Origin of the sequence: Proteus sp. G4380 (assembly GCF_963885725.1) — a bacterium.
Taxonomy (GTDB): domain Bacteria; phylum Pseudomonadota; class Gammaproteobacteria; order Enterobacterales; family Enterobacteriaceae; genus Proteus; species Proteus mirabilis.
The window spans coordinates 1-20,844 of sequence record NZ_CAWPAV010000081.1; the positions used below are offsets into that span (position 1 = coordinate 1).

The window sequence follows — 20,844 nt, forward strand, 5'->3', positions numbered from 1 at the left end:
CCTGACAACACCGAAAGTGTTTTGTCAGAGAGACGAAACAATAAAGTCAGCTTGTTCAAGATTGAATTACTGGTTATTGACTGTGATAACAGAAGATAACGGGTAATTAAAACCGAATTTGCTTGGCGGCCATAGCGCGGTGGTCCCACCTGATCCCATGCCGAACTCAGAAGTGAAACGCCGTAGCGCCGATGGTAGTGTGGGGTCTCCCCATGTGAGAGTAGGGAACTGCCAAGCATTAAATAAGACGAGAAAGCCAACCCAATGGGTTGGCTTTTTTGCGTTTGAAAACTAATCCTGTAAATTTAAGCATGCTCTAGATGAGGGCAATTTTACTATCTATTTTTCGTTGATATTAACAGATGTTGTGGCGAGAAAAAGCGGCTAATACGGTTCGCTCGGATATTTCTAAATAACTTTCCATTTCGATTGCCGCTTCTTGCGCTTTCCCATTCATTAATAGCGTTAAAATATGCTCATTCTTCTCAATATAAGGAGCATGTAATAACTGGGGATCATTGAGTAAACCAAAGGCTAATCGTAATTCTGCTAAAATAAGTTGATATTGTTTAAATAACCTAGGGCTATCAGAAAGCTCGACGATAGCGGTATGGAAATGCATATTACAGGTTCCAACGCTATTCCAATCTTTTTGTTGTTGAAAAATTTTTGCTTGATTAACGTTATCTTGCATGCGGGATATGGCTGGGTGCATTGGATAGGCATGTCGTAAAGCATCACATTCAATCAGCCTTCTTACGCGATAAATATCCATAATTGATGCCATATCTGGTACAGAAACAAACACACCACGATTAGGTTTATAGGTTAATAGGCCTTCTTGGGTTAATATACGAAATACTTCTCTTAATGTATTACGAGATATTTCAAGCTGCTCGCTTAAAGTAGCTTCTGAAAGCCTCTCTCCTGGAGGTAATTCGCCGATAGTAATTTTTTGGCGAATAATATCAGCGATTTTTTGGCAAAGGATCTGTGGCGATGTTTTTTTCTGCATTATCTTCTGCTATAAACGTAATAGAAGCCTCTATTCTAACAGTCAGCTATATAATATATAACCTCTAATATACAACTGTGCTAGTTTCCTCACTCTCTTTATCCTTGTTTTTATTAAAAATAGTTAACAAAATCTTTAATAAATTTTTATATTATCAACTGTATTTGATGCCAAAATGTATGCCCTAAAATAGCGCATAACTCTTTTTTATGCGCTATTTTGGGGCATATCTATTTTTTATTCCCCCACTCAAATGTCAACAAAATGTTAAAAATGAGATCTTGTTGGCACTTTTATCATCGTATATTTAAATCTATTTGCTTATTTATTCATCTATTATTATTAATTGTTCAACAATCTAATATCTATTGATTAACAATTATTACTCCGTGCTCAACAATGGCATGCTAATTGCCTTACTACTTACCTAAGCAATAATAATTAAAATAATTATGATAAAAGGGGGCCAGTTATGGCTACACAAGATCCTGTGAATACAACATCACCATCATTTATAAAAAATAGGCGTTCATCATTAATTGCAGCGATTTTTTTAATGGCTACATCTGCAATTGGTCCAGGTTTTATTACGCAAACAGCTACCTTTACAGCGACGATGGGAGCAGCCTTTGCATTTGGGATATTAGCTTCTATCGTTATTGACTTTGTTGTGCAACAAAGTATTTGGCGAGTCATTACCGTGACTAACATGCGCGCTTCTGATATTGCGAATAAGGCAATTCCCGGTAGTGGATACTTATTAGCTGTATTGGTTATTTTTGGTGGTTTGGTATTCAATGTCGGTAATATTGCTGGTGCTGGTTTAGGGCTTAATGCCATGGTAGGACTGGATCCTAAATGGGGTGGGGTTTTAAGTGCTTTACTGGCGATTTATATCTTCTCTTCACGCAAAGCGAGTCATTTTATTGATCGCATGATCATTGTTCTTGGCATCGTGATGATTTTATTAACACTTTTTGTAATGTTTGCGTCTAATCCTCCTATAGGTGAAGCATTAAAACAAACAGTACTGCCTAATACGATTAATTTTGCCACTATAACAACCATCGTCGGAGGTACGGTTGGTGGTTATATTTGTTATGCAGGAGCACATCGTCTGCTCGATAAAGGTACAACAGGTATTGAAAATATCGATGCGGTATCTAGCGCGGCAACTAAAGGGATATTAGTGGTTGGATTAATGCGTTATATCCTATTTTTAGCAATTTTAGGTGTTGTCGCAAGTGGAGTGACACTAGATATTTCCAGCCATGCGGCTAATCCTGCTTCTCAAGCATTCCAACATGCAGCGGGCTTAACTGGACTACGAATTTTTGGTCTTATTTTATGGGCAGCCGCACTGACTAGTGTGATTGGTGCTGCTTATACGTCTATGTCGTTTATAACCGTGTTTAAAAAGGGTATTACAGAGCGTCAACGCAATATTGCTACCATTATTTTTATCGCTATTTCATTGGCAATTTATATGGTTATGGGAACAGCTCCTGCTGCCTTATTAGTCTTTGCTGGTGGCTTCAACGGATTGATTTTACCTATTGGTATGACGTTATTTATTTTTGTTGCGTGGCGTCGTCAAGATCTTATGAATGGCTATAAATATCCAATGTGGTTGCAATGGTCGGCAATTTTAGTCTGCGCTTTGACTTGGTATATGGGGATCATGTCTGTTGGCGCTATTTTCAATTACCTCAATATTGCTTAAGAGAATAATAACGATGATAAAAGCGGTAGATTTAAATAGTGATTTAGGTGAAAGCTTTGGTCAATGGCGTATGGGCAATGATGCTGCAGTGCTTGAAATTGTCAGCAGTGCCAATATTGCTTGTGGTTTTCATGCCGGTTCACCAGAAGGCATTTTAAAAACATTAAAAGCAGCGAAACAGCATCAAGTCGCGATAGGTGCTCATGTTGCTTATCCTGACTTAGTGGGTTTTGGGCGACGCAATATGGATATTGCCAGTGATGAATTAACCGCTGATGTCATTTATCAAATTGGCGCTTTGCAAGGTTTAGCAAAAGCTGTCGGTATGAAGGTGACTTATGTTAAACCTCATGGTGCGCTTTATAACACCATTGCTCATGATAAACGCCAAGCATTAGCGGTTATTGAAGCTATTTTAGCTATTGATCCACAACTTATATTAGTGGCTTTAGCGGGATCGCCGCTGATCACACTTGCGAAAGAGAAAGGATTACATGCTGTTGCCGAAGCTTTTGCTGATAGAGCTTATCATGCTGATGGCACACTTGTTTCGCGCAAACAAGAGGGGGCTGTATTACACGATCCTCAATTGGTGGCTCAGCGTATGTTAAAGCTAGTACAAAAAGGGGGCGTTGAATCGATAGAGGGTACTTTTACTGCTATACAGGCGGATTCTATTTGTGTTCATGGTGATAGTCCTGATGCGGTTAATCTCGCAAAAAGTGTCAAAGAGATCTTAATAACACACGGTATTGCGATAAAACCTTTCACATCTGCAATAGGAATAAAGGAGGCGTAATGACTTATTTTATGCATGCAACGCCTGATGCTATTACAGCAGCCGCCCGATCCGTTATTGGCAATAAAAGGGAGGCGTATTTTGCGCTTTTTACCTGTTAATTTATCTCACATATTAGTTGAGTTGACTTCATTAAAAGAGACATTGGCGTTTTATGAAGCAATTAAGCAAGCCAATATTGCTGAGATAGAAGATATTGTTCCAGCGGCAAAAACACTATTGATCCAATATGTACCTTGGTTAATTACGGCGAAAGAGTTAGTGGCAATATTGCGCAATATCGAGATAAAAGCGATCGCGATGCGTCAAAGTCACTTATTAACAATCCCCGTTCATTATCAAGGAGAAGATCTGCATGAGGTGGCTGAATTATTGGGGATCACTGCGACAGAGGTGATCCGCAGACACACAGAACAAACTTATCAAGTTGCTTTTACGGGGTTTGCACCGGGATTTGCTTATTTAATTGCTGATAAAACTGAGCTTTATGTTCCTCGACGTAAAACACCACGTACACGTATCCCCGCAGGCTCTGTAGGATTAGCGGGAGAATTTAGCGGTGTTTACCCACAGCAAAGCCCTGGTGGCTGGCAATTAATTGGTACTACAGAGATAAAAATGTGGGATCTCTCACGTGAACAGCCGGCATTTTTATTACCTGGTGATACTGTACAGTTTGTTGATGTACAAAAAGCGCCAGTGACGGTTTCATTACCTGAGAAAAAACAATCTATTAATGCTTTATTCTTTAACAAGGATAAAGGGCTATATGTTATTTCCGCAGGTCTACAAACCTTATTTCAAGATGAAGGGCGTTTAGGTGCTGCATCAATGGGGGTTAGTGCATCAGGAGCACTTGATAAATGTGCGTTACATGCAGCGAATCGCTTAGTGGGAAACCCGCCTTCATTAGCAGCATTAGAAATAACACAAGGTGGATTAATACTAAAAGCGCAACAAGACTGTGTCATAGCGCTGTCAGGTGCAGATTGTACGATCAGCTTAAAACAAACGACCGGAGATATAGCCTTTTTCTCTACTTATCAAACTATTGATGTACGTAGTGGAGATGAAATCACTGTAGGGATACCTACAGCGGGGATTCGTAGTTATCTGGCAGTGAGAGGGGGTTTTGAATTAAGCCCAGTGTTAGGTAGTTATGCGTTTGATACTTTAGCTCAGATTGGCCCTCGAGCCTTACAAAATGGCGATGTTCTTCATCTAAACGATGATAACGCATCAACGGGCATTATTAGCCAAGAGCAACCGAGTTTCGGTTTACCAAAGCAAGAAGATATCGTTACCCTTGATATTGTGTTAGGACCTCGTACGGATTGGTTTACAGAAGATGCGATAAAAACATTAACCTCACAATTATGGCAAGTGACACCACAATCTAACCGTATCGGATTACGTTTATTGGGGGATAAATCGCTTGAACGTCAGCAACAACAAGAGTTATCGAGTGAAGGAACTTGCATTGGTGCCATACAAGTACCGATTAATGGTCAACCGGTATTATTTCTTCATGATCACCCTCTCACTGGAGGATACCCCGTAATTGGGGCTGTTGCCGAATACCATCTGTCATTGGCGGGGCAAATCCCTATTAACGCTAAAATTCGTTTTAACCCAATTACTTTATTTCAAGAATATTGATAGGAGTATGCCACTCATGATAACAACTAACCAAAAGCAACGAGTGAAGCATCGAGTGTTGATTGCTAACAGAGGTGAAATCGCAGTTCGTATTATTCGTGCTTGTCAGGATTATGGTGCAACGTCCATTGCTATTTATGCAGATGATGATATAGATGCATTACATGTGCGTCTTGCAGATGAAGCCTATGGTTTAAAGGGTAACTCACCGAAAGAAAGTTATTTAGCGATAGATAAAATCATTGAAATTGCCCATAAAAGCAAAGCCACCATGATCCACCCTGGTTATGGCTTCCTTTCTGAGCGAGCTGATTTCGCTAAAGCGGTACAGCAAGCGGGACTCCTTTGGATTGGCCCAGATCCACAGACTATCGAAGTATTAGGGGATAAAGTTCAAGCGCGTAAAATTGCACAATCCGTAGGTGCACCATTGGTGAATGGTACTGCTGATCCGGTTAGTGATGCTAAAGAGGTTCTGGATTTTGCGAAACAGTATGGCTTGCCTATCGCCATTAAAGCGGCATTTGGTGGTGGTGGACGAGGCCTAAAAATTGCCCATCATATGGCAGAAATTGAAGAGCTTTACCATTCAGCGGTAAGAGAAGCAGTAACCGCATTTGGTCGTGGTGAATGCTATGTTGAGCAATTTCTTGATAAGCCTCGCCATATTGAGGCACAAATTATTGCTGATAAATTAGGCAATGTCGTGGTAGTTGGTACACGAGATTGTTCATTACAGCGCCGTAATCAAAAACTTATTGAAGAGGCCCCTGCCCCTTATTTAACTGATGAACAACGGCAACGTATTCATCAATCAGCAAAAGACATTTGTGCTAAAGCAGGTTATATCGGTGCGGGGACGGTAGAATTTTTATTGAGTGCGAACGGGACAATCTCTTTCCTTGAAGTGAATACACGTCTACAAGTAGAGCATCCGGTGACTGAAGAAACAGCCGGTATTGATTTAGTGATTGAACAATTGCGTATTGCTGAGGGATTACCGTTAAGTATTAATGAAACCCCTGAGCCTCGTGGTCATAGTTTTGAGTTTAGGATCAATGCAGAAGATCCGGCAAAAGGTTTTTTACCCACCCCCGGTTTAATTAGCCAATTTAGTCAACCGGCTGGGCCGGGCGTTCGTGTTGATAGTGGTGTGGCGGAAAATGACCAAGTATCACGTCAATTTGATTCAATGATGGCAAAACTTATTGTGACAGGGGCTAGTCGTGAACAAGCCATTGCGAGAGCGCGACGAGCTTTAGCTGAATTTAACATCGCAGGCGTAGCCAGTGTATTACCTTTTCATCGCGAAATGATGGAACATCCTGATTTTATTGATAACTTCAGTGTTCATACTCGTTGGATTGAAAGCGATTTTCAAGCAAAAAACAGTCATTTTCCTCGTAGTATACCAGCAGAAAATGAACCACTAGTACGTACCTTTATTGAAATAGATGGTCGTCGTCATCAATTAGCGCTACCCGCACAATTACTTTCACTCTCGGCCGTTATACCCACGGCTATTAGCGAGCACAAAGAGTGTCAGGTGCGGGAAAATGCGGTCACTGCACCGATTTCAGGGATATTACATAGTTGGTTATTATCCGATGGTGATAAAGTCAACCAAGGGGATGTCATTGCCATTATGGAGGCGATGAAAATGGAAGTACAGGTAGTTGCTACCTGTCATGGTGTATTGCAGCAAAAGGCGAAAGCCGGTGACTATTTTTCAGCAGACAGTCTATTAGCTGAGATTAACTAGCTGAGTTATCAAACAATTATCGAGTAAGCCTCTTAGCAATAAGAGGCTTTTCTATAATAACTGTCTTTATATTCTTATTTGTTATATCTAATTCCTTTTGGTTATAAGTTATTTTGCTTATAATCGAAACTGAATATGTTTTCTACAAAAGGAAATTAGATGCTGCTGGTCACTCAACTCCTTATTGGTTCTGCTATAGGTTTAGTTATCACCACAACGGGAGTTGGGGGTGGTGTTATCTTATTACCTGTGCTTATCTATTTATTTGGAATGAATGCATTAGCAGCAGTGGCGACCGCTAATTTATTATCGATGTTAATGAAAATTTCCTCTTCTTATATTCATTTTCGTTTAGGAAATATTCCATTAAAACCAGCATTATTGATTTTAGGGATCATGTTTCCGGCCACATTTTTAGCCAGCTATGGGGTAACCTGGTTGGGATCACAACCTCAATATTATGAGCAGGTTGAATTAGGCATTAATATCCTGATGATTGTGGCGATTATCTTTTCAATGTTCCTTTTTTTACAACGAATATTCAAAAAATCTACATCATCACATCCGTTATCATCATTGGCACCTAGCTCATCAATTCCTCTGAATTCTCTTTTTGTTCCCGGTATGAGTGCCGGATTTGTCTTAGGGGCAACGGGGGTTGGTGGAGGATTGGTTGTCTTACCCGTGCTTATGCGTTTTGCACAAATGAATATTAAGGAAGCGATCGGTAGTTCTATATTTATTACTACAATTTTGTCAGGTGGCTCTGCTATTGCTTATAGTGCTGGTGGCTATACCGATGTGCATACGGCCATCATTCTTTGTTTAGGATCACTTATTTCGATTCCTTTAGCGCGCTATTTACTGGTGTATTTATCTGAGCGCTTTTTTCAATATTTAACTCTGTTATTTATTCTGATCAGCATCATTATGATGAGTTGGAAACTAATAAATTAATTTAATGTAATATCGAATAAGTCAATTTTTAATAGATAATGATTAGTTAGACTAATTTTCATCATTGAATTTAGCAGGATAATGAAAAATAAGGGTATATATGAACATTAAAGTCGGCGATGAGTTTTTGGTTTATATGGCATTGGGTGAAGAGAGCTATATGAAGGAATATTATCGTGTGTTGGAGTTAGATAGCGCATTATCACAAGTGACCGGTAAATTGCTAAGAAGGACGACGGCAGATGATAAAAATATTGGGTTAGGGCGTTGTGAATTAGAAGGTGGGATTGAACAATTTGCGTTAGAAGATATTTATCTAATAGAGAAGTGATCGAAATAACGATCACTTCTACATCACTTTATTAAGCAACAGGCACATCTTCGGGTAATGCTGATTTTGGTAAGCCAAAAATTTTGTCAAATACCCAGTTATAGACAAATGTATAGCAAGGGATGATGATAATAAGTGCAAAATCCATCACCAGTGCTTGCCATAATGAAACCCCTAGCCACCAAGCTATCAGCGGAATAAGGTAAACCACCAACGTAAGCTGAAAACCTACCGCATGAGCAAGACGGCGTCTAAAGGTGCGAATTCTCGACTTTTGTCGACTCTCCCAAAATTCAAATAAACAGTTATAAATAAAATTCCAACTTACCGCGATAGTGGTAATAATGAGTGCGAGTGGCCCCGTAACAGCGGTTGAACTATCGGCTAAAAGCGCCAGTCCTACCGATGAGATAACCCAACCAAATACTTCATAAGCGGTAACATAGACAATTTTTCGCTTAATACCTTGCATGATACTCTCTTTTTTTGTGGATCAGTGTGGTTAAGCATCGTAAGATAAATCAGTAATAGTGACAGAAAAAGTTAGCTAATATCAATTTAACTGAAACATCAGGAGTGAACATGCAGTTCTCAAGTGAACATATCGCGATATTTTTAGCCGTTATGGATAAAGGCTCTTTTTCTGCGGCTGCGCGTTCATTAAAACGTGTTCCTTCTGCGGTCAGTATGGCGATTGCTAATATGGAGGCTGAATTAGGTTATGCACTGTTTGAGCGTTCATCAAGAGAGCCACGGCCAACAGAAAAAGCTAAAGCACTTGAACCTCACGCCAGAATGATTGCTGAGCAATTAAAGCTATTACAGGTTCATGCACAAGAGCTTTCAATGGATCTGGAAAGTATATTAAATATTGGCGTCGCGGCAGATATTAATCCCGATTATTTATTACCGGCATTATCTGAGTTAACACAGCGTTACCCCTTACTCAAAGTGAATGTAGTAACCGCGGCGCAAGATGACATTATTGAGATGCTGCACGCACGTAAAATCCAATTATGTCTCGTGTATGGTGGGTTATATGTCAATGGCGATGAACAATTTCAATATTTGGGCTCTGAGTCATTAGTTGCCACAATTTCGGCAAGTCATATTGCACTTGCTCACCCTGCAGGGGTATTTATTGAAGATTTAGTGAATGTAAGACAGATAATGATAGCCAGCCATACTCAAGAGATAAGAGATGTACGCTCTTTAGTGGCGACTAATTACTGGCAAACAGATAACTTTCAAATGGCATTAGGTATGGTTGAAGCGGGGATGGGCTGGGGGAATTTACCTTATTCGCTGATTTATACGCAGTTACAAAAGGGAAAATTAAAACAACTGCAATTTAAAAATACTAAAAATGAATTGCGCTTACCGGTACATGCAATGTGGTTAAAAGGCGAGTCACTACAAAAAGGGGCAAAGGAATTGGTGGAGTTAATGAATATTCACCAACCCATTGTGCCCAATTTTGATTAATCCACACGTTGTTGATGAACCCAAACCGCGACTTCAACACGAGATTTTAATTTCATCTTTTTGAGTAGATGTTTGACATGTACTTTAACGGTACTTTCAGTAATATCGAGTTTACGTGCGATCATCTTATTGGATAGCCCTTGTGCTATCAGCTTTAAAATATCGCGCTCTCGTGGGGTGAGTTGGTCGATATCCCGCTCACCTTCAGAACGATCTTCTCGCAGTGACTGCGCTAAAATGGGGGTTAATGTTGGGCTAACCACCATTTTCCCTGCGGCTGCTTGCTTTAAAGCGGCTAATAGCTCTTCTGGCTCCATGTCTTTTAAGAGATAGCCATCCGCTCCTCGTTTTAAGGCGGTGATCAGATCATCACTGTAGTTTGATACACTAAACACAACGATCCGCCCAGATAGCGATCGTAATCGCAATTGATCGAGTGTTTCAAAACCATTCATACCCGGCATATTGAGATCGAGTAGGATTAAATCAGGATCTAACTCTTCAGCTAATTTTACCCCTTGAATACCATCGCCAGCTTCACCAACGACAGTTAATGTTGTATCAAGACTTAAAAGTTGTTTCACACCATTGCGTAACATCGGGTGATCATCAATTAATAAAATAGTCGCTTTGTCTGCGACTGCTCCCATATTATTCATTATGATTTGCTCCCTTTTCGATAGGATCTTTATGGGTAGTGATTAACGGAAATGTGACAAATACTTGCGTTCCACCTTCTTTGCGAACCCTTATACTATAAGAGCCATTCAGACTATTCGCGCGTTCACGCATAATAATCAGTCCGTAGTGATTTATCTTTTCGGGATTAGGCGTAATACCTTCACCATTATCATTAATTTGCAGTTCAACGATGCCATTATTAAGTGTTAATGCGACTTCAGCCCAGTTTGCATTCGCATGTTGCAGAATATTATTTAATGCTTCACGAACAATTTGCACCACATGAATACTTTGATGTGAATTAACACATTTTGCAGGTAACTGATAATCAAAATGGATAGCAAACCCTAAACGTTGATTAAATTCATTTAGTGTATTTTCTAATGCAGCTAATAAGCCAGGCTCTGTCAATTTCAAGCGAAATGTGGTCAGTAATTCTCTTAACTGACGATAAGCCACATTTAGCTCTTCTCGCATCTCTTTTAGTAGTTTTTGACAGTTATCTGGCAAGGTTTCCGATTGCATTTGTAGATAACTGACCTGCATTTTTAAACATGATAGCGATTGAGCAATCGAATCATGTAATTCACGTGCAATCGCTGAACGCTCATCCATTAATAATAGCTGTTGTTGCTGTTCATTTTGTTGCTCCATGGCAAGCATTGCGGAAATTTGCTTAGTCAATAAGAGCATTAAATTATTCTGTTCGTCAGTAAGTACACTATTTTCCGGTAACTGCATTACGAATAAACCGTAGCGGTGGATCTGATCGGTCAATTCCCAATGTAATAAGCGATTATTTAACGGTGTAGTGATGCTGGCATCTTCATTGCAACGCTCACAGTCTGGCGTTGGACAATATTCAGGGCGTGAGGAAGGGGCTAAGCTTATCTCATTAAATAATGTATGTTGATTATCTTCATATAGACGGATCTGCAAATAGCTATCAGGAATAATATGCTGTAGCTCTGCAAGGATCTGCCTTAAGCGAGCGCAAAGTGGCGCTTGGGAATGCAGTTGTTGACTTGAGTGATAAAGATAAGAGAGAACCTTATTTTTCTGTTGTAAATCATGGGTCTTTTCAATGACTCGTTGTTCTAATTCACTGTAGAGCGTCGATAGCTCTTCTGACATGGTGTTAAGTGCAATTCCTAGTGTGGCAATTTCATCATGGTGAGGACGAGGCCGAAAACGAGTTGAAAAATCACCATGTCCAATAGAATTAGCCATGGACATCAATTGTTGCCAAGGCAGTAATAAGCGACGACGAAAATGCCAAACAGAACCAAACAGCAGTAATAAGGTAAGAGCGGTAAAGATAAGTTGAGTATATGCAACTAGGCGGATTTTTTGTTCAGTAAGTTGGTCAATACTTGATACTAATGTATCGAGTTGAGAAACAAAAAAGATAACTTCTTGTTTCGCATCATTAGGCTGTTTGGCTGCTGACAAAGTCGGTTTTAATGTCTCTTTCCAGTAATGAGTCAGTTGTACATATTGTGATTGCAGTGATGAGGTGCTTAATACTTGACGTAACTCTTTACTATCTAAATCATTTTCTAATTCTTGTAGATAATCACGGTGCTTATCATCAAGGGGTAAGGCTGAGAGTAAACGATAGCTTTGCATGCGCAGTGAGCCGGATTTATTAATGGCGTGGGCGTTGCCTTGTACGCTTAAAATAATGTGGTTAGAAATAGCCATACCTACCACACCAAATAGTGTGAAAAGCAACATTAAAATAGCGATTTGATTAATAATTGAAAAGCGATAATGCCATTGAATGTTGTGCATTTTCATGATGTATTCCCAGTTTGATCTGGTCTATCTTGCCTTAAAAAACCGCTAAATAACATATACTCCAAAGGGAGTACCTCTAAATATCTAAGTATTGTAATGTGTTTAATAAAGAGTAAGTGATTTTACCTAATTTATTGATTTACATTTAAAATAGTCACGTAACCCTATTAATACTTAGGTATAAAACATAGATTTAGATGAAAAATCAAACAAAATCTTGCTTGATGCAGATCATGACTCGTAAACCCATCTCACCGTAAAAAGAAGCCAATTTAACCGTTAACCGAGGTTGTTATGGCACTTTCTCAACACCCAGAAAAAATGAAAAAAGGGGTGATCGAAAATTGGCATCCTGAAGATAAAGCTTTTTGGGAAAAAACTGGTCAAAAAATCGCATCGCGTAATTTATGGATTTCTGTTCCTTGTCTACTGCTATCCTTCTGCGTCTGGATGCTATTTAGTGCAGTCGCTGTCAATTTAAATAAGGTTGGCTTTAATTTTACCACTGATCAGCTCTTTATGCTGACTGCTCTACCTTCTGTTTCAGGTGCGCTACTACGTGTCCCTTACTCTTTTGTTATTCCTATTTTTGGTGGTCGTCGTTGGACGGCTATTAGTACGGTATTTCTGATTATTCCTTGTCTCTGGCTAGGGTTTGCCGTGCAAGATCTCACGACATCTTATTCCACTTTTATCGTTATCTCTCTGCTGTGTGGTTTTGCTGGTGCAAACTTCGCATCGAGTATGGCAAATATCAGCTTCTTTTTTCCTAAAGCACACCAAGGCGGTGCATTAGGATTAAATGGCGGATTGGGTAACTTAGGTGTCAGCGTGATGCAATTAATCGCGCCTTTGGTTGTCAGTGTGGGCGTTTTTGCTATGTTTAGTGGCCCCGGTGTCGTTCAACCTGATGGCTCACGTTTATGGCTAGAGAATGCGGCGTGGATTTGGGTACCTTTCTTGCTTATCTTTACCTTTGCGGCTTGGTTTGGCATGAATGATCTGGCTGCTAATAAAGCTTCTTTAAGTCAACAGCTACCTGTTTTAAAACGTGGTCATCTTTGGTTACTCAGTATCCTCTATCTGTGCTCTTTTGGTTCTTTTATCGGCTTTTCTGCCGGGTTTGCAATGTTATCGAAAACCCAGTTCCCCGATATTGTCATTTTACATTATGCCTTCTTTGGTCCTTTACTTGGAGCATTAGCTCGCCCTGTGGGAGGTGCGCTATCTGATAAATTTGGTGGCATTAAAGTGACGCTTATCAACTTTATCATTATGGCTATTTTCTCAGTGCTCCTGTTCTTAACCCTACCGGAAAATGGTGCTGGTGGATCGTTTATTGCTTTCTATGGCGTGTTTATGGTGCTGTTTTTAACTGCAGGGCTAGGCAGTGGTTCAACATTCCAAATGATTGCCGTGGTATTTAGAAAAATCACCATTGATCGCATGAAGGCACAAGGGGCTTCAGATGAAGCTGCGCAAAAAGAAGCCGTAACAGAAAGTGCAGCTGCATTGGGTTTTATCTCTGCAATCGGTGCGATTGGTGGCTTCTTTATTCCTAAAGCCTTTGGTACATCCCTTGCGATGACGGGTTCACCTGCTGGGGCAATGAAAATCTTCGTTCTGTTCTATATCGCCTGCGTTCTGATCACTTGGTTGGTCTATGGACGTAAACACAATAAATAATAATGACGAATTATACGCAATGTGAGCGCGCTAACGCGCATTGGGAGAGTATCTGATGAGTAAATTTCTCGATAGATTCCGCTATTTTAAACAGCTTGGTGATACGTTTTCACAAGATCACGGGCAAGAGTTAAATGTTAATCGCGACTGGGAAAATAGTTATCGTAGTCGTTGGCAACATGACAAAATCGTGCGTTCTACACATGGTGTTAACTGCACCGGATCATGTAGCTGGAAAATTTATGTCAAAAACGGCTTAGTAACATGGGAAACCCAGCAAACAGACTATCCACGAACTCGTCCTGATCTGCCTGATCATGAACCCCGTGGTTGTCCGCGTGGTGCGAGCTATTCATGGTATTTATATAGCGCTAACCGCGTTAAATACCCAATGGTGCGTAAACGTCTGATCAAATTATGGCGTGAAGCCAAAGCGCAACACGCTGATCCAGTTGATGCATGGGCATCGATTGTTAATGCTCCCGAAAAAACGAAAAGTTATAAACAAGCTCGTGGTCGTGGTGGTTTTGTTCGCTCTTCATGGTCTGAAGTGAATGAAATTATTGCGGCTTCTAACGTCTATACCGCTAAAACTTTTGGTCCAGATCGTATTATTGGTTTCTCACCTATTCCGGCAATGTCAATGGTGTCTTACGCCGCCGGTGCCCGCTATTTATCTCTTATTGGTGGTGCTTGCTTAAGTTTTTACGATTGGTATTGTGATTTACCACCTGCCTCACCAATGACTTGGGGGGAGCAAACAGATGTGCCAGAGTCAGCTGACTGGTATAACTCTTCTTATCTGATTGCATGGGGTTCAAACGTACCTCAAACCCGTACGCCAGATGCTCACTTTTTTACCGAAGTTCGTTATAAAGGCACCAAAACGGTAGCAGTAACACCTGATTATGCTGAAATTGCTAAACTGTGTGACCAGTGGTTAAACCCAAAACAAGGTACAGATAGCGCCATGGCAATGGCGATGGGACACGTTATTCTTAACGAATTCCACGTTAAACGCCAAACTGAATACTTTAGTAACTATGTGCGCACTTACACTGACATGCCAATGTTAGTGATGTTAGGTAAGCATGATTCTGGCAAATTAGTTGCGGGTCGCATGCTACGTGCCGCTGATTTAGTGAACAATCTCGATCAGGAGAAAAATCCAGAATGGAAAACCATTGCTATTGATGAGAAAACACAGCAATTGGTCGCTCCTCAAGGTTCAATGGGTTTTCGTTGGGAAGGCGCTGCCAAATGGAATCTAGAGCCTAAAGACGGTAAAAGTGGTGAAGAAGTCACTTTACAATTGGGTCTTTTAGAAAACCATGATGATGTGGTTGACGTTGCATTTCCTTACTTTGGTGGCATCAAGAGTGAATACTTTGAAGGTGTTGCCCTTGATGATGTTCTCGTTCATAAACTGCCAGCAAAACGCATTACTCTTGCCAATGGCGAAGAAAAATATGTCACTACCGTTTATGACTTATTACTGGCTAATTATGGTGTCGATCGTGGTTTAAATGATGAAAACTGTGCGACAAATTATGATGAGATCAAAGCCTATTCACCCGCATGGGCTGAACAAGTAACAGGGGTTAGCCGTCAAGATATTATCCGCATTGCACGTGAATTTGCTGATAATGCAGAAAAAACACATGGTCGTTCAATGGTGATTGTCGGTGCGGGCATTAACCATTGGTATCACATGGATATGACCTACCGTGGCATTATCAATATGCTGATCTTCTGTGGTTGTATTGGCCAAAGTGGTGGTGGATGGGCTCACTATGTGGGACAAGAAAAACTGCGTCCACAAACAGGTTGGTTGCCATTAGCTTTTGGTCTGGATTGGCAGCGTCCACCTCGTCATATGAATAGCACGTCATTTTTCTATAATCATTCAAGTCAATGGCGCTATGAAACGGTATCACCGACAGAATTACTATCACCTTTAGCAGATAAATCACGCTTTAGCGGTAGCTTAATTGATATGAATGTGCGTTCGGAGCGTATGGGGTGGTTACCGTCAGCACCGCAATTAAACGTTAACCCATTGTCTATTACCAAGAAAGCTCAACAAGCTGGCGTCAGTGCAACGGATTATACCGTTAATGCTCTGAAATCAGGTGAGATCCGCTTTGCATCAGAGCAACCGGATAATCCGCAAAACTTCCCTCGTAACTTATTTATCTGGCGTTCTAATTTATTGGGATCTGCAGGTAAAGGGCATGAATATTTACTGAAATATCTATTAGGGACGGAAAATGGATTACAAGGTAAAGATTTAGGTGAACAAGGCCAAGTTAAGCCACAAGAAGTGGAATGGCAAGATAAAGGCGGTGAGGGTAAGGTCGATTTAGTGGTGACTTTAGACTTTCGTATGTCAAGTACCTGTCTGTTCTCCGATATCGTGTTACCAACCGCCACATGGTATGAAAAAGATGATATGAATACCTCGGATATGCATCCATTTATTCATCCATTAACCGCCGCGGTAGATCCCGCTTGGGAGTCTAAAACCGATTGGGAAATTTATAAAGGTATTGCTAAAACCTTCTCTAAATTGTGTGTCGGTCATTTAGGGGTTGAAACCGATTTAGTGACACAGCCAATACAGCATGACTCTGCGGCTGAAATGGCACAACCATTTGATGTCAAAGATTGGAAAAAAGGTGAATGTGACCTTATCCCGGGGAAAACTGCACCGCATCTTATTCCTGTGGAGCGTGATTATCCAAATACCTATGCTCGTTTTACCTCACTTGGGCCGTTAATGGATAAATTAGGTAATGGCGGTAAAGGGATCGGTTGGAATACACAGACAGAAGTTGATTTCCTGAAAAAACTTAATCGCGTTCGTCATGACGGTGTGGCAAAAGGGCGCCCGGCGATTGAAACCGCAATTGATGCAGCCGAAGTTATCCTCTCTTTAGCACCTGAAACGAATGGTCAAGTGGCGGTAAAAGCGTGGGATGCTCTAAGTAAAGTGACAGGACGCGATCACACTCATTTAGCTAAAGTAAAAGAAGATGAGAAAATTCGTTTCCGCGATATCGTTGCTCAACCTCGTAAAATCATTTCAAGTCCTACATGGTCTGGTCTGGAAGATGAGCATGTCTCTTATAACGCTTGTTATACCAATGTTCACGAGATGATCCCTTGGCGTACTTTAAGTGGCCGTCAGCAGTTATATCAAGATCATGAGTGGATGCGTGCTTATGGCGAAAGTTTAGTGGTTTATCGTCCACCTATTGATACTAAGGCAATCGAAGCCGTGAAAGGTAAAAAACCGAACGGCTTCCCAGAAAAAGCGCTGAACTTCCTGACGCCTCACCAAAAATGGGGTATTCACTCAACGTATAGCGATAACTTACTGATGTTAACCCTCGGTCGTGGTGGCCCTGTGGTTTGGCTGAGTGAAGATGATGCTAAAGAGATGGGTATTAGTGATAACGATTGGGTTGAAGCATACAACAGTAATGGTGCGTTAACCGCAAGAGCGATTGTGAGCCAACGTATTCCTGATGGCATGATTTATATGTATCACGCACAAGAGCGCCAAATAAACCTACCAGGCTCTGAAATAACCGGAATGCGTGGCGGTATTCATAATTCCGTGACGCGTGTTTGCCCTAAACCGACCCATATGATTGGTGGATACGCTCAGTTGGCTTATAGCTTTAACTACTATGGAACTGTGGGCTCTAACCGCGATGAATTTGTTGTGGTACGTAAGATGAAACAGATTGATTGGCTTGATGGTGAAGGCGATGCTTATCAACAAACCCTGAATGGACAGGAGAAGGCATAATGAAAATTCGTTCACAAGTCGGTATGGTACTGAACCTCGACAAATGTATCGGTTGCCATACCTGTTCAGTAACCTGTAAAAATGTTTGGACCAGTCGTGAAGGTGTGGAATACGCTTGGTTTAATAATGTTGAAACTAAACCGGGTACAGGGTATCCCCAAAATTGGGAAGATCAAGAGAAGTGGAAAGGCGGCTGGATCAAAAATATTAAAGGTAAGTTAGTACCAAGAATGGGTAACCGTGTTGGGCTATTATCAAAGATTTTTGCCAACCCAGATGTGCCAGCATTAGATGATTATTATGAGCCATTTGATTATGACTATGAGCATTTAAAAAATGCACCAGAAGGCTCATTACCTACCGCACGTCCTCGTTCGTTGATAACCGGTCAGCGTATGACCAAGATCGAAAAAGGCCCAAACTGGGAAGATGATTTAGGGGGCGAATTTAGCAAACGTGCTGCGGATAAAAACTTCGCCAATATGCAAAAAGAGATGTATGGGCAGTTTGAAAATACATTTATGATGTATTTACCTCGTTTATGTGAACACTGCTTAAATCCTGCTTGTGTCGCGACCTGTCCAAGTGGTGCGATTTATAAACGTGCTGAGGATGGTATTGTGCTTATCGATCAAGATAAGTGTCGTGGTTGGCGCATGTGTTTAACAGGGTGTCCATACAAAAAAATCTACTTTAACTGGAAAAGCGGTAAGTCAGAAAAATGTATTTTCTGTTATCCGCGTATCGAATCAGGTCAACCAACCCTATGCTCAGAAACCTGTGTTGGACGTATTCGTTATCTTGGTGTGATGCTGTATGACGCAGATAAAATTTCACAAGCCGCCAGTGCTGATAATGAAAAAGACTTATACCAAAGTCAATTAGATATCTTTTTAGATCCCTTCGATCCTGAAGTTATTAAAGCTGCAGAAGAGCAAGGTATTCCATTAAGTGTGATTGATGCAGCCCAACGTTCGCCGGTTTATAAAATGGCGGTGGATTGGAAGCTGGCATTACCATTACACCCTGAATATCGTACTTTACCTATGGTGTGGTATGTGCCACCTCTGTCACCTATTCAATCTGCGGCTGATGCAGGAGTGTTGCCACATACTGGAGTATTACCGGATGTAGAAAGTTTACGTATTCCTGTCCAATATTTGGCTAACTTGCTGACCGCAGGCGATACAGCGCCAGTGTTATTAGCATTAAAAAGAATGTTGGCAATGCGCCATTATAAACGCGCAGAAACGGTAGAAGGTAAAACCGATTTGACAGCATTAGAGCAAGTGGGATTAACCGAAGCACAGGCACAAGAGATGTATCGCTATTTGGCGATTGCCAATTATGAAGATCGCTTTGTTATTCCTTCTAGCCATCGTGAGTTAGCAAGAGAAGCTTTTCCTGAGCGTAACGGCTGTGGTTTTAGTTTTGGTGATGGTTGTCATGGCAGCGAGAGTAAATTTAATCTGTTTAATAGCCATCGTATTGATGCCATCGATATCACTTCCAAAACTCCTCAAGATGAGCGCCGTTCTGAGGAGAAAATATGATGATCTCTTTGAAAGTTATTTCTCTGTTATTGGATTATCCCAGCGAAGATCTCTGGGAACATCGTAATGAGATCATTGATGCATTGCAGGAAGCTGACGAGCTTCCTGTCACGCAAGTCGCAAAATTAATGGCGTTTATTCGTGAACTCACGCAGCAAGATCTGCTGGATGCACAAGCGAATTACAGTGAGATTTTTGATCGAGGTAGAGCGAGATCGCTATTGTTATTTGAACATGTACATGGTGAATCGCGTGATCGTGGTCAGGCAATGGTTGATCTGCTTAATCAGTATCAACAAGCAGGGATCACCTTAAGTAGTCGTGAATTGCCTGATTACTTACCTACTTACCTTGAGTATTTAACGCTATTGCCTACCGATGAAAGTATTGAAGGGCTTAATAATATTGCCCCTATTTTGGCATTGCTGAGTGAGCGTTTAAAACAGCGAGGCAGTGATTATCACGCTCTTTTTGATGTATTGCTTTGTCTCTCACAAAGTGAGTTAGACGCTTCACAACTGGCGGCTCAAGTAGAAAAAGAGCCTGTAGATGATACGCCGGCTGCATTAGATGCCGTATGGGAAGAAGAGCAAGTGACGTTTCTAGGTGAAAGTGCGCAATGTGGTAGTAACAATATTAGCCAGCATCAGCGACGTTTTGCGCAAGAAACGCCTGTTCAATATCTCAATGTCGGTAATTCGCTAGATATGGGAGCACAAAAATGAATTACGTTAATATGTTGTTTTTTGATATCTACCCCTATATTGCTGGTGCTGTTTTTCTTATCGGTAGTTGGTTACGTTATGATTATGGTCAATATACATGGCGTGCAGGCTCCAGTCAGATGTTAGACAAGAAAAACATGCGACTTGCTTCGAACTTATTCCATATTGGTATTATCGGCATTTTTGCAGGTCATTTTCTGGGGATGTTAACGCCACACTGGATGTATCAATCTTTTCTACCAATTGAATATAAACAAATTATGGCGATGGTTGGTGGTGGTACTTGTGGTGTGTTAATGCTGATTGGCGGCATTATGCTGTTAAAACGTCGTTTGACGAATGCACGGGTAAGAGCAACATCGTCATTTGGTGACATCATGATCTTAACCTTGCTGGTTGTCCAAGTTGCACTCGGCTTATTGACTATCCCATTCTCTGCACAGCATATGGATGGTAGTGAGATGATGAAGCTGGTGGCATGGGCGCAAGCTATTGTGACATTCCATGGCGGTGCTTCGGCAAATCTTGAAGGTGTTGCACTTATTTTTAAATTGCACATATTCCTAGGTATGACGATTTTTTTATTGTTCCCATTCTGCCGTTTAGTTCATATTTGGAGCGTGCCAATTGAGTATCTAACGCGCCGTTACCAAATTGTTCGTAATCGACACTAAAGGTATTTTTCTCCTGAGTTGATTTGAGACTTTTAATTGCGCTTATCTCACCCCCGCCCGCGGGGGTTTTTTTTAACTTAAACAAATTTTTTGAATGCTTAAAGCAATAATCTTTAGATACATTATTTCCATAGTCAGCTTATACTCGCTTTTAACGACATCAAGATTATTTTTTAA

At 40.9% G+C, this 20,844-nt stretch carries 16 protein-coding genes and 1 rRNA gene; 13 read left to right on the forward strand and 4 right to left on the reverse strand.

Translation table 11 applies throughout. The features are described 5' to 3' along the window. Positions 1-121: 121 nt before the first annotated feature. Positions 122-237: ribosomal RNA gene (gene rrf, locus AACU98_RS06625) — 5S ribosomal RNA — on the forward strand. Positions 238-355: 118 nt separating this feature from the next. Here rrf and AACU98_RS06630 read toward each other — a convergent pair. Next, on the reverse strand, positions 356-1,015 hold the full coding sequence (locus AACU98_RS06630) for a GntR family transcriptional regulator (RefSeq protein ID WP_020945108.1): 660 nt from the start codon (positions 1,013-1,015) through the stop codon (positions 356-358). Positions 1,016-1,487: 472 nt separating this feature from the next. On the opposite strand from AACU98_RS06630, the gene AACU98_RS06635 reads away from it, so the two are divergent. The 6 genes from AACU98_RS06635 (at position 1,488) to AACU98_RS06660 (ending at position 8,246) form a co-directional block, all read left to right on the forward strand. Then, positions 1,488-2,738, forward strand: a complete 1,251-nt coding sequence (locus AACU98_RS06635) for an NRAMP family divalent metal transporter (RefSeq protein ID WP_004245440.1) — start codon at positions 1,488-1,490, stop codon at positions 2,736-2,738. 13 nt (positions 2,739-2,751) lie between these two features. After that, entirely contained in the window at positions 2,752-3,537 is a 786-nt protein-coding gene (locus AACU98_RS06640) for a LamB/YcsF family protein (RefSeq protein ID WP_074924418.1), read from the forward strand. A gap of 81 nt (positions 3,538-3,618) precedes the next feature. Next, positions 3,619-5,196: a 5-oxoprolinase subunit B/C family protein gene (locus AACU98_RS06645; protein ID WP_202611361.1), complete on the forward strand. Its 1,578-nt coding sequence runs from the start codon at positions 3,619-3,621 to the stop codon at positions 5,194-5,196. A 16-nt stretch (positions 5,197-5,212) separates the two neighbouring features. Then, positions 5,213-6,958, forward strand: a complete 1,746-nt coding sequence (locus AACU98_RS06650) for an acetyl/propionyl/methylcrotonyl-CoA carboxylase subunit alpha (protein WP_036900660.1) — start codon at positions 5,213-5,215, stop codon at positions 6,956-6,958. Between the two features lie 159 nt (positions 6,959-7,117). Further along, complete coding sequence (locus AACU98_RS06655; protein ID WP_004245436.1) at positions 7,118-7,915, forward strand: sulfite exporter TauE/SafE family protein; 798 nt, start codon at positions 7,118-7,120, stop codon at positions 7,913-7,915. A gap of 100 nt (positions 7,916-8,015) precedes the next feature. Beyond that, positions 8,016-8,246: a hypothetical protein gene (locus AACU98_RS06660; protein WP_004252797.1), complete on the forward strand. Its 231-nt coding sequence runs from the start codon at positions 8,016-8,018 to the stop codon at positions 8,244-8,246. Between the two features lie 31 nt (positions 8,247-8,277). Here AACU98_RS06660 and AACU98_RS06665 read toward each other — a convergent pair whose 3' ends face one another. Then, a complete protein-coding gene (locus AACU98_RS06665; protein ID WP_004245432.1) occupies positions 8,278-8,718 on the reverse strand; it encodes a PACE efflux transporter in 441 nt (146 codons plus the stop codon). A gap of 110 nt (positions 8,719-8,828) precedes the next feature. Here AACU98_RS06665 and AACU98_RS06670 point away from each other — a divergent pair, with 110 nt between their 5' ends. Next, positions 8,829-9,731, forward strand: a complete 903-nt coding sequence (locus AACU98_RS06670; protein ID WP_004245431.1) for a LysR family transcriptional regulator — start codon at positions 8,829-8,831, stop codon at positions 9,729-9,731. On the opposite strand, the gene narL is transcribed toward AACU98_RS06670, so the two are convergent. Then, a complete protein-coding gene (gene narL / locus AACU98_RS06675; protein ID WP_369744359.1) occupies positions 9,728-10,381 on the reverse strand; it encodes a two-component system response regulator NarL in 654 nt (217 codons plus the stop codon). The genes AACU98_RS06670 and narL overlap by 4 nt on opposite strands. A gap of 1 nt (position 10,382) precedes the next feature. Next, positions 10,383-12,212 carry a nitrate/nitrite two-component system sensor histidine kinase NarX gene (narX, locus tag AACU98_RS06680; RefSeq protein WP_004245429.1) on the reverse strand — a complete coding sequence of 610 codons (1,830 nt, stop codon included), beginning with the start codon at positions 12,210-12,212 and terminating at the stop codon, positions 10,383-10,385. A gap of 294 nt (positions 12,213-12,506) precedes the next feature. Here narX and AACU98_RS06685 point away from each other — a divergent pair, with 294 nt between their 5' ends. The 5 genes from AACU98_RS06685 to narI are packed head-to-tail and all read left to right on the forward strand — an operon-like array spanning position 12,507 to position 20,667. Further along, complete coding sequence (locus AACU98_RS06685) at positions 12,507-13,898, forward strand: NarK family nitrate/nitrite MFS transporter (protein WP_004245428.1); 1,392 nt, start codon at positions 12,507-12,509, stop codon at positions 13,896-13,898. A gap of 55 nt (positions 13,899-13,953) precedes the next feature. Beyond that, positions 13,954-17,715 carry a nitrate reductase subunit alpha gene (locus AACU98_RS06690; protein WP_161735718.1) on the forward strand — a complete coding sequence of 1,254 codons (3,762 nt, stop codon included), beginning with the start codon at positions 13,954-13,956 and terminating at the stop codon, positions 17,713-17,715. Further along, complete coding sequence (narH, locus tag AACU98_RS06695) at positions 17,715-19,268, forward strand: nitrate reductase subunit beta (RefSeq protein WP_004245426.1); 1,554 nt, start codon at positions 17,715-17,717, stop codon at positions 19,266-19,268. Before AACU98_RS06690 ends, narH begins: the two co-directional genes overlap by 1 nt. Further along, positions 19,268-19,993: a nitrate reductase molybdenum cofactor assembly chaperone gene (gene narJ, locus AACU98_RS06700; RefSeq protein WP_012368809.1), complete on the forward strand. Its 726-nt coding sequence runs from the start codon at positions 19,268-19,270 to the stop codon at positions 19,991-19,993. The genes narH and narJ overlap by 1 nt, the downstream gene beginning before the upstream one ends. After that, entirely contained in the window at positions 19,990-20,667 is a 678-nt protein-coding gene (gene narI, locus AACU98_RS06705) for a respiratory nitrate reductase subunit gamma (RefSeq protein WP_004245424.1), read from the forward strand. The genes narJ and narI overlap by 4 nt, the downstream gene beginning before the upstream one ends. The last annotated feature ends 177 nt before the right edge of the window (positions 20,668-20,844 follow it).

Bases quoted from the DNA above. Each gene is read 5' to 3' on its own strand.
- narX (WP_004245429.1), bottom strand. From the start codon at position 12,212: ATGAAAATGCACAACATTCAATGGCATTATCGCTTTTCAATTATTAAT.
- AACU98_RS06690 (WP_161735718.1), top strand. From the start codon at position 13,954: ATGAGTAAATTTCTCGATAGATTCCGCTATTTTAAACAGCTTGGTGAT.
- AACU98_RS06670 (WP_004245431.1), top strand. From the start codon at position 8,829: ATGCAGTTCTCAAGTGAACATATCGCGATATTTTTAGCCGTTATGGAT.
- AACU98_RS06630 (WP_020945108.1), bottom strand. From the start codon at position 1,015: ATGCAGAAAAAAACATCGCCACAGATCCTTTGCCAAAAAATCGCTGAT.
- AACU98_RS06635 (WP_004245440.1), top strand. From the start codon at position 1,488: ATGGCTACACAAGATCCTGTGAATACAACATCACCATCATTTATAAAA.
- AACU98_RS06650 (WP_036900660.1), top strand. From the start codon at position 5,213: ATGATAACAACTAACCAAAAGCAACGAGTGAAGCATCGAGTGTTGATT.
- AACU98_RS06665 (WP_004245432.1), bottom strand. From the start codon at position 8,718: ATGCAAGGTATTAAGCGAAAAATTGTCTATGTTACCGCTTATGAAGTA.
- narL (WP_369744359.1), bottom strand. From the start codon at position 10,381: ATGGGAGCAGTCGCAGACAAAGCGACTATTTTATTAATTGATGATCAC.
- narI (WP_004245424.1), top strand. From the start codon at position 19,990: ATGAATTACGTTAATATGTTGTTTTTTGATATCTACCCCTATATTGCT.
- AACU98_RS06660 (WP_004252797.1), top strand. From the start codon at position 8,016: ATGAACATTAAAGTCGGCGATGAGTTTTTGGTTTATATGGCATTGGGT.
- AACU98_RS06685 (WP_004245428.1), top strand. From the start codon at position 12,507: ATGGCACTTTCTCAACACCCAGAAAAAATGAAAAAAGGGGTGATCGAA.
- AACU98_RS06640 (WP_074924418.1), top strand. From the start codon at position 2,752: ATGATAAAAGCGGTAGATTTAAATAGTGATTTAGGTGAAAGCTTTGGT.
- narJ (WP_012368809.1), top strand. From the start codon at position 19,268: ATGATCTCTTTGAAAGTTATTTCTCTGTTATTGGATTATCCCAGCGAA.
- AACU98_RS06655 (WP_004245436.1), top strand. From the start codon at position 7,118: ATGCTGCTGGTCACTCAACTCCTTATTGGTTCTGCTATAGGTTTAGTT.
- narH (WP_004245426.1), top strand. From the start codon at position 17,715: ATGAAAATTCGTTCACAAGTCGGTATGGTACTGAACCTCGACAAATGT.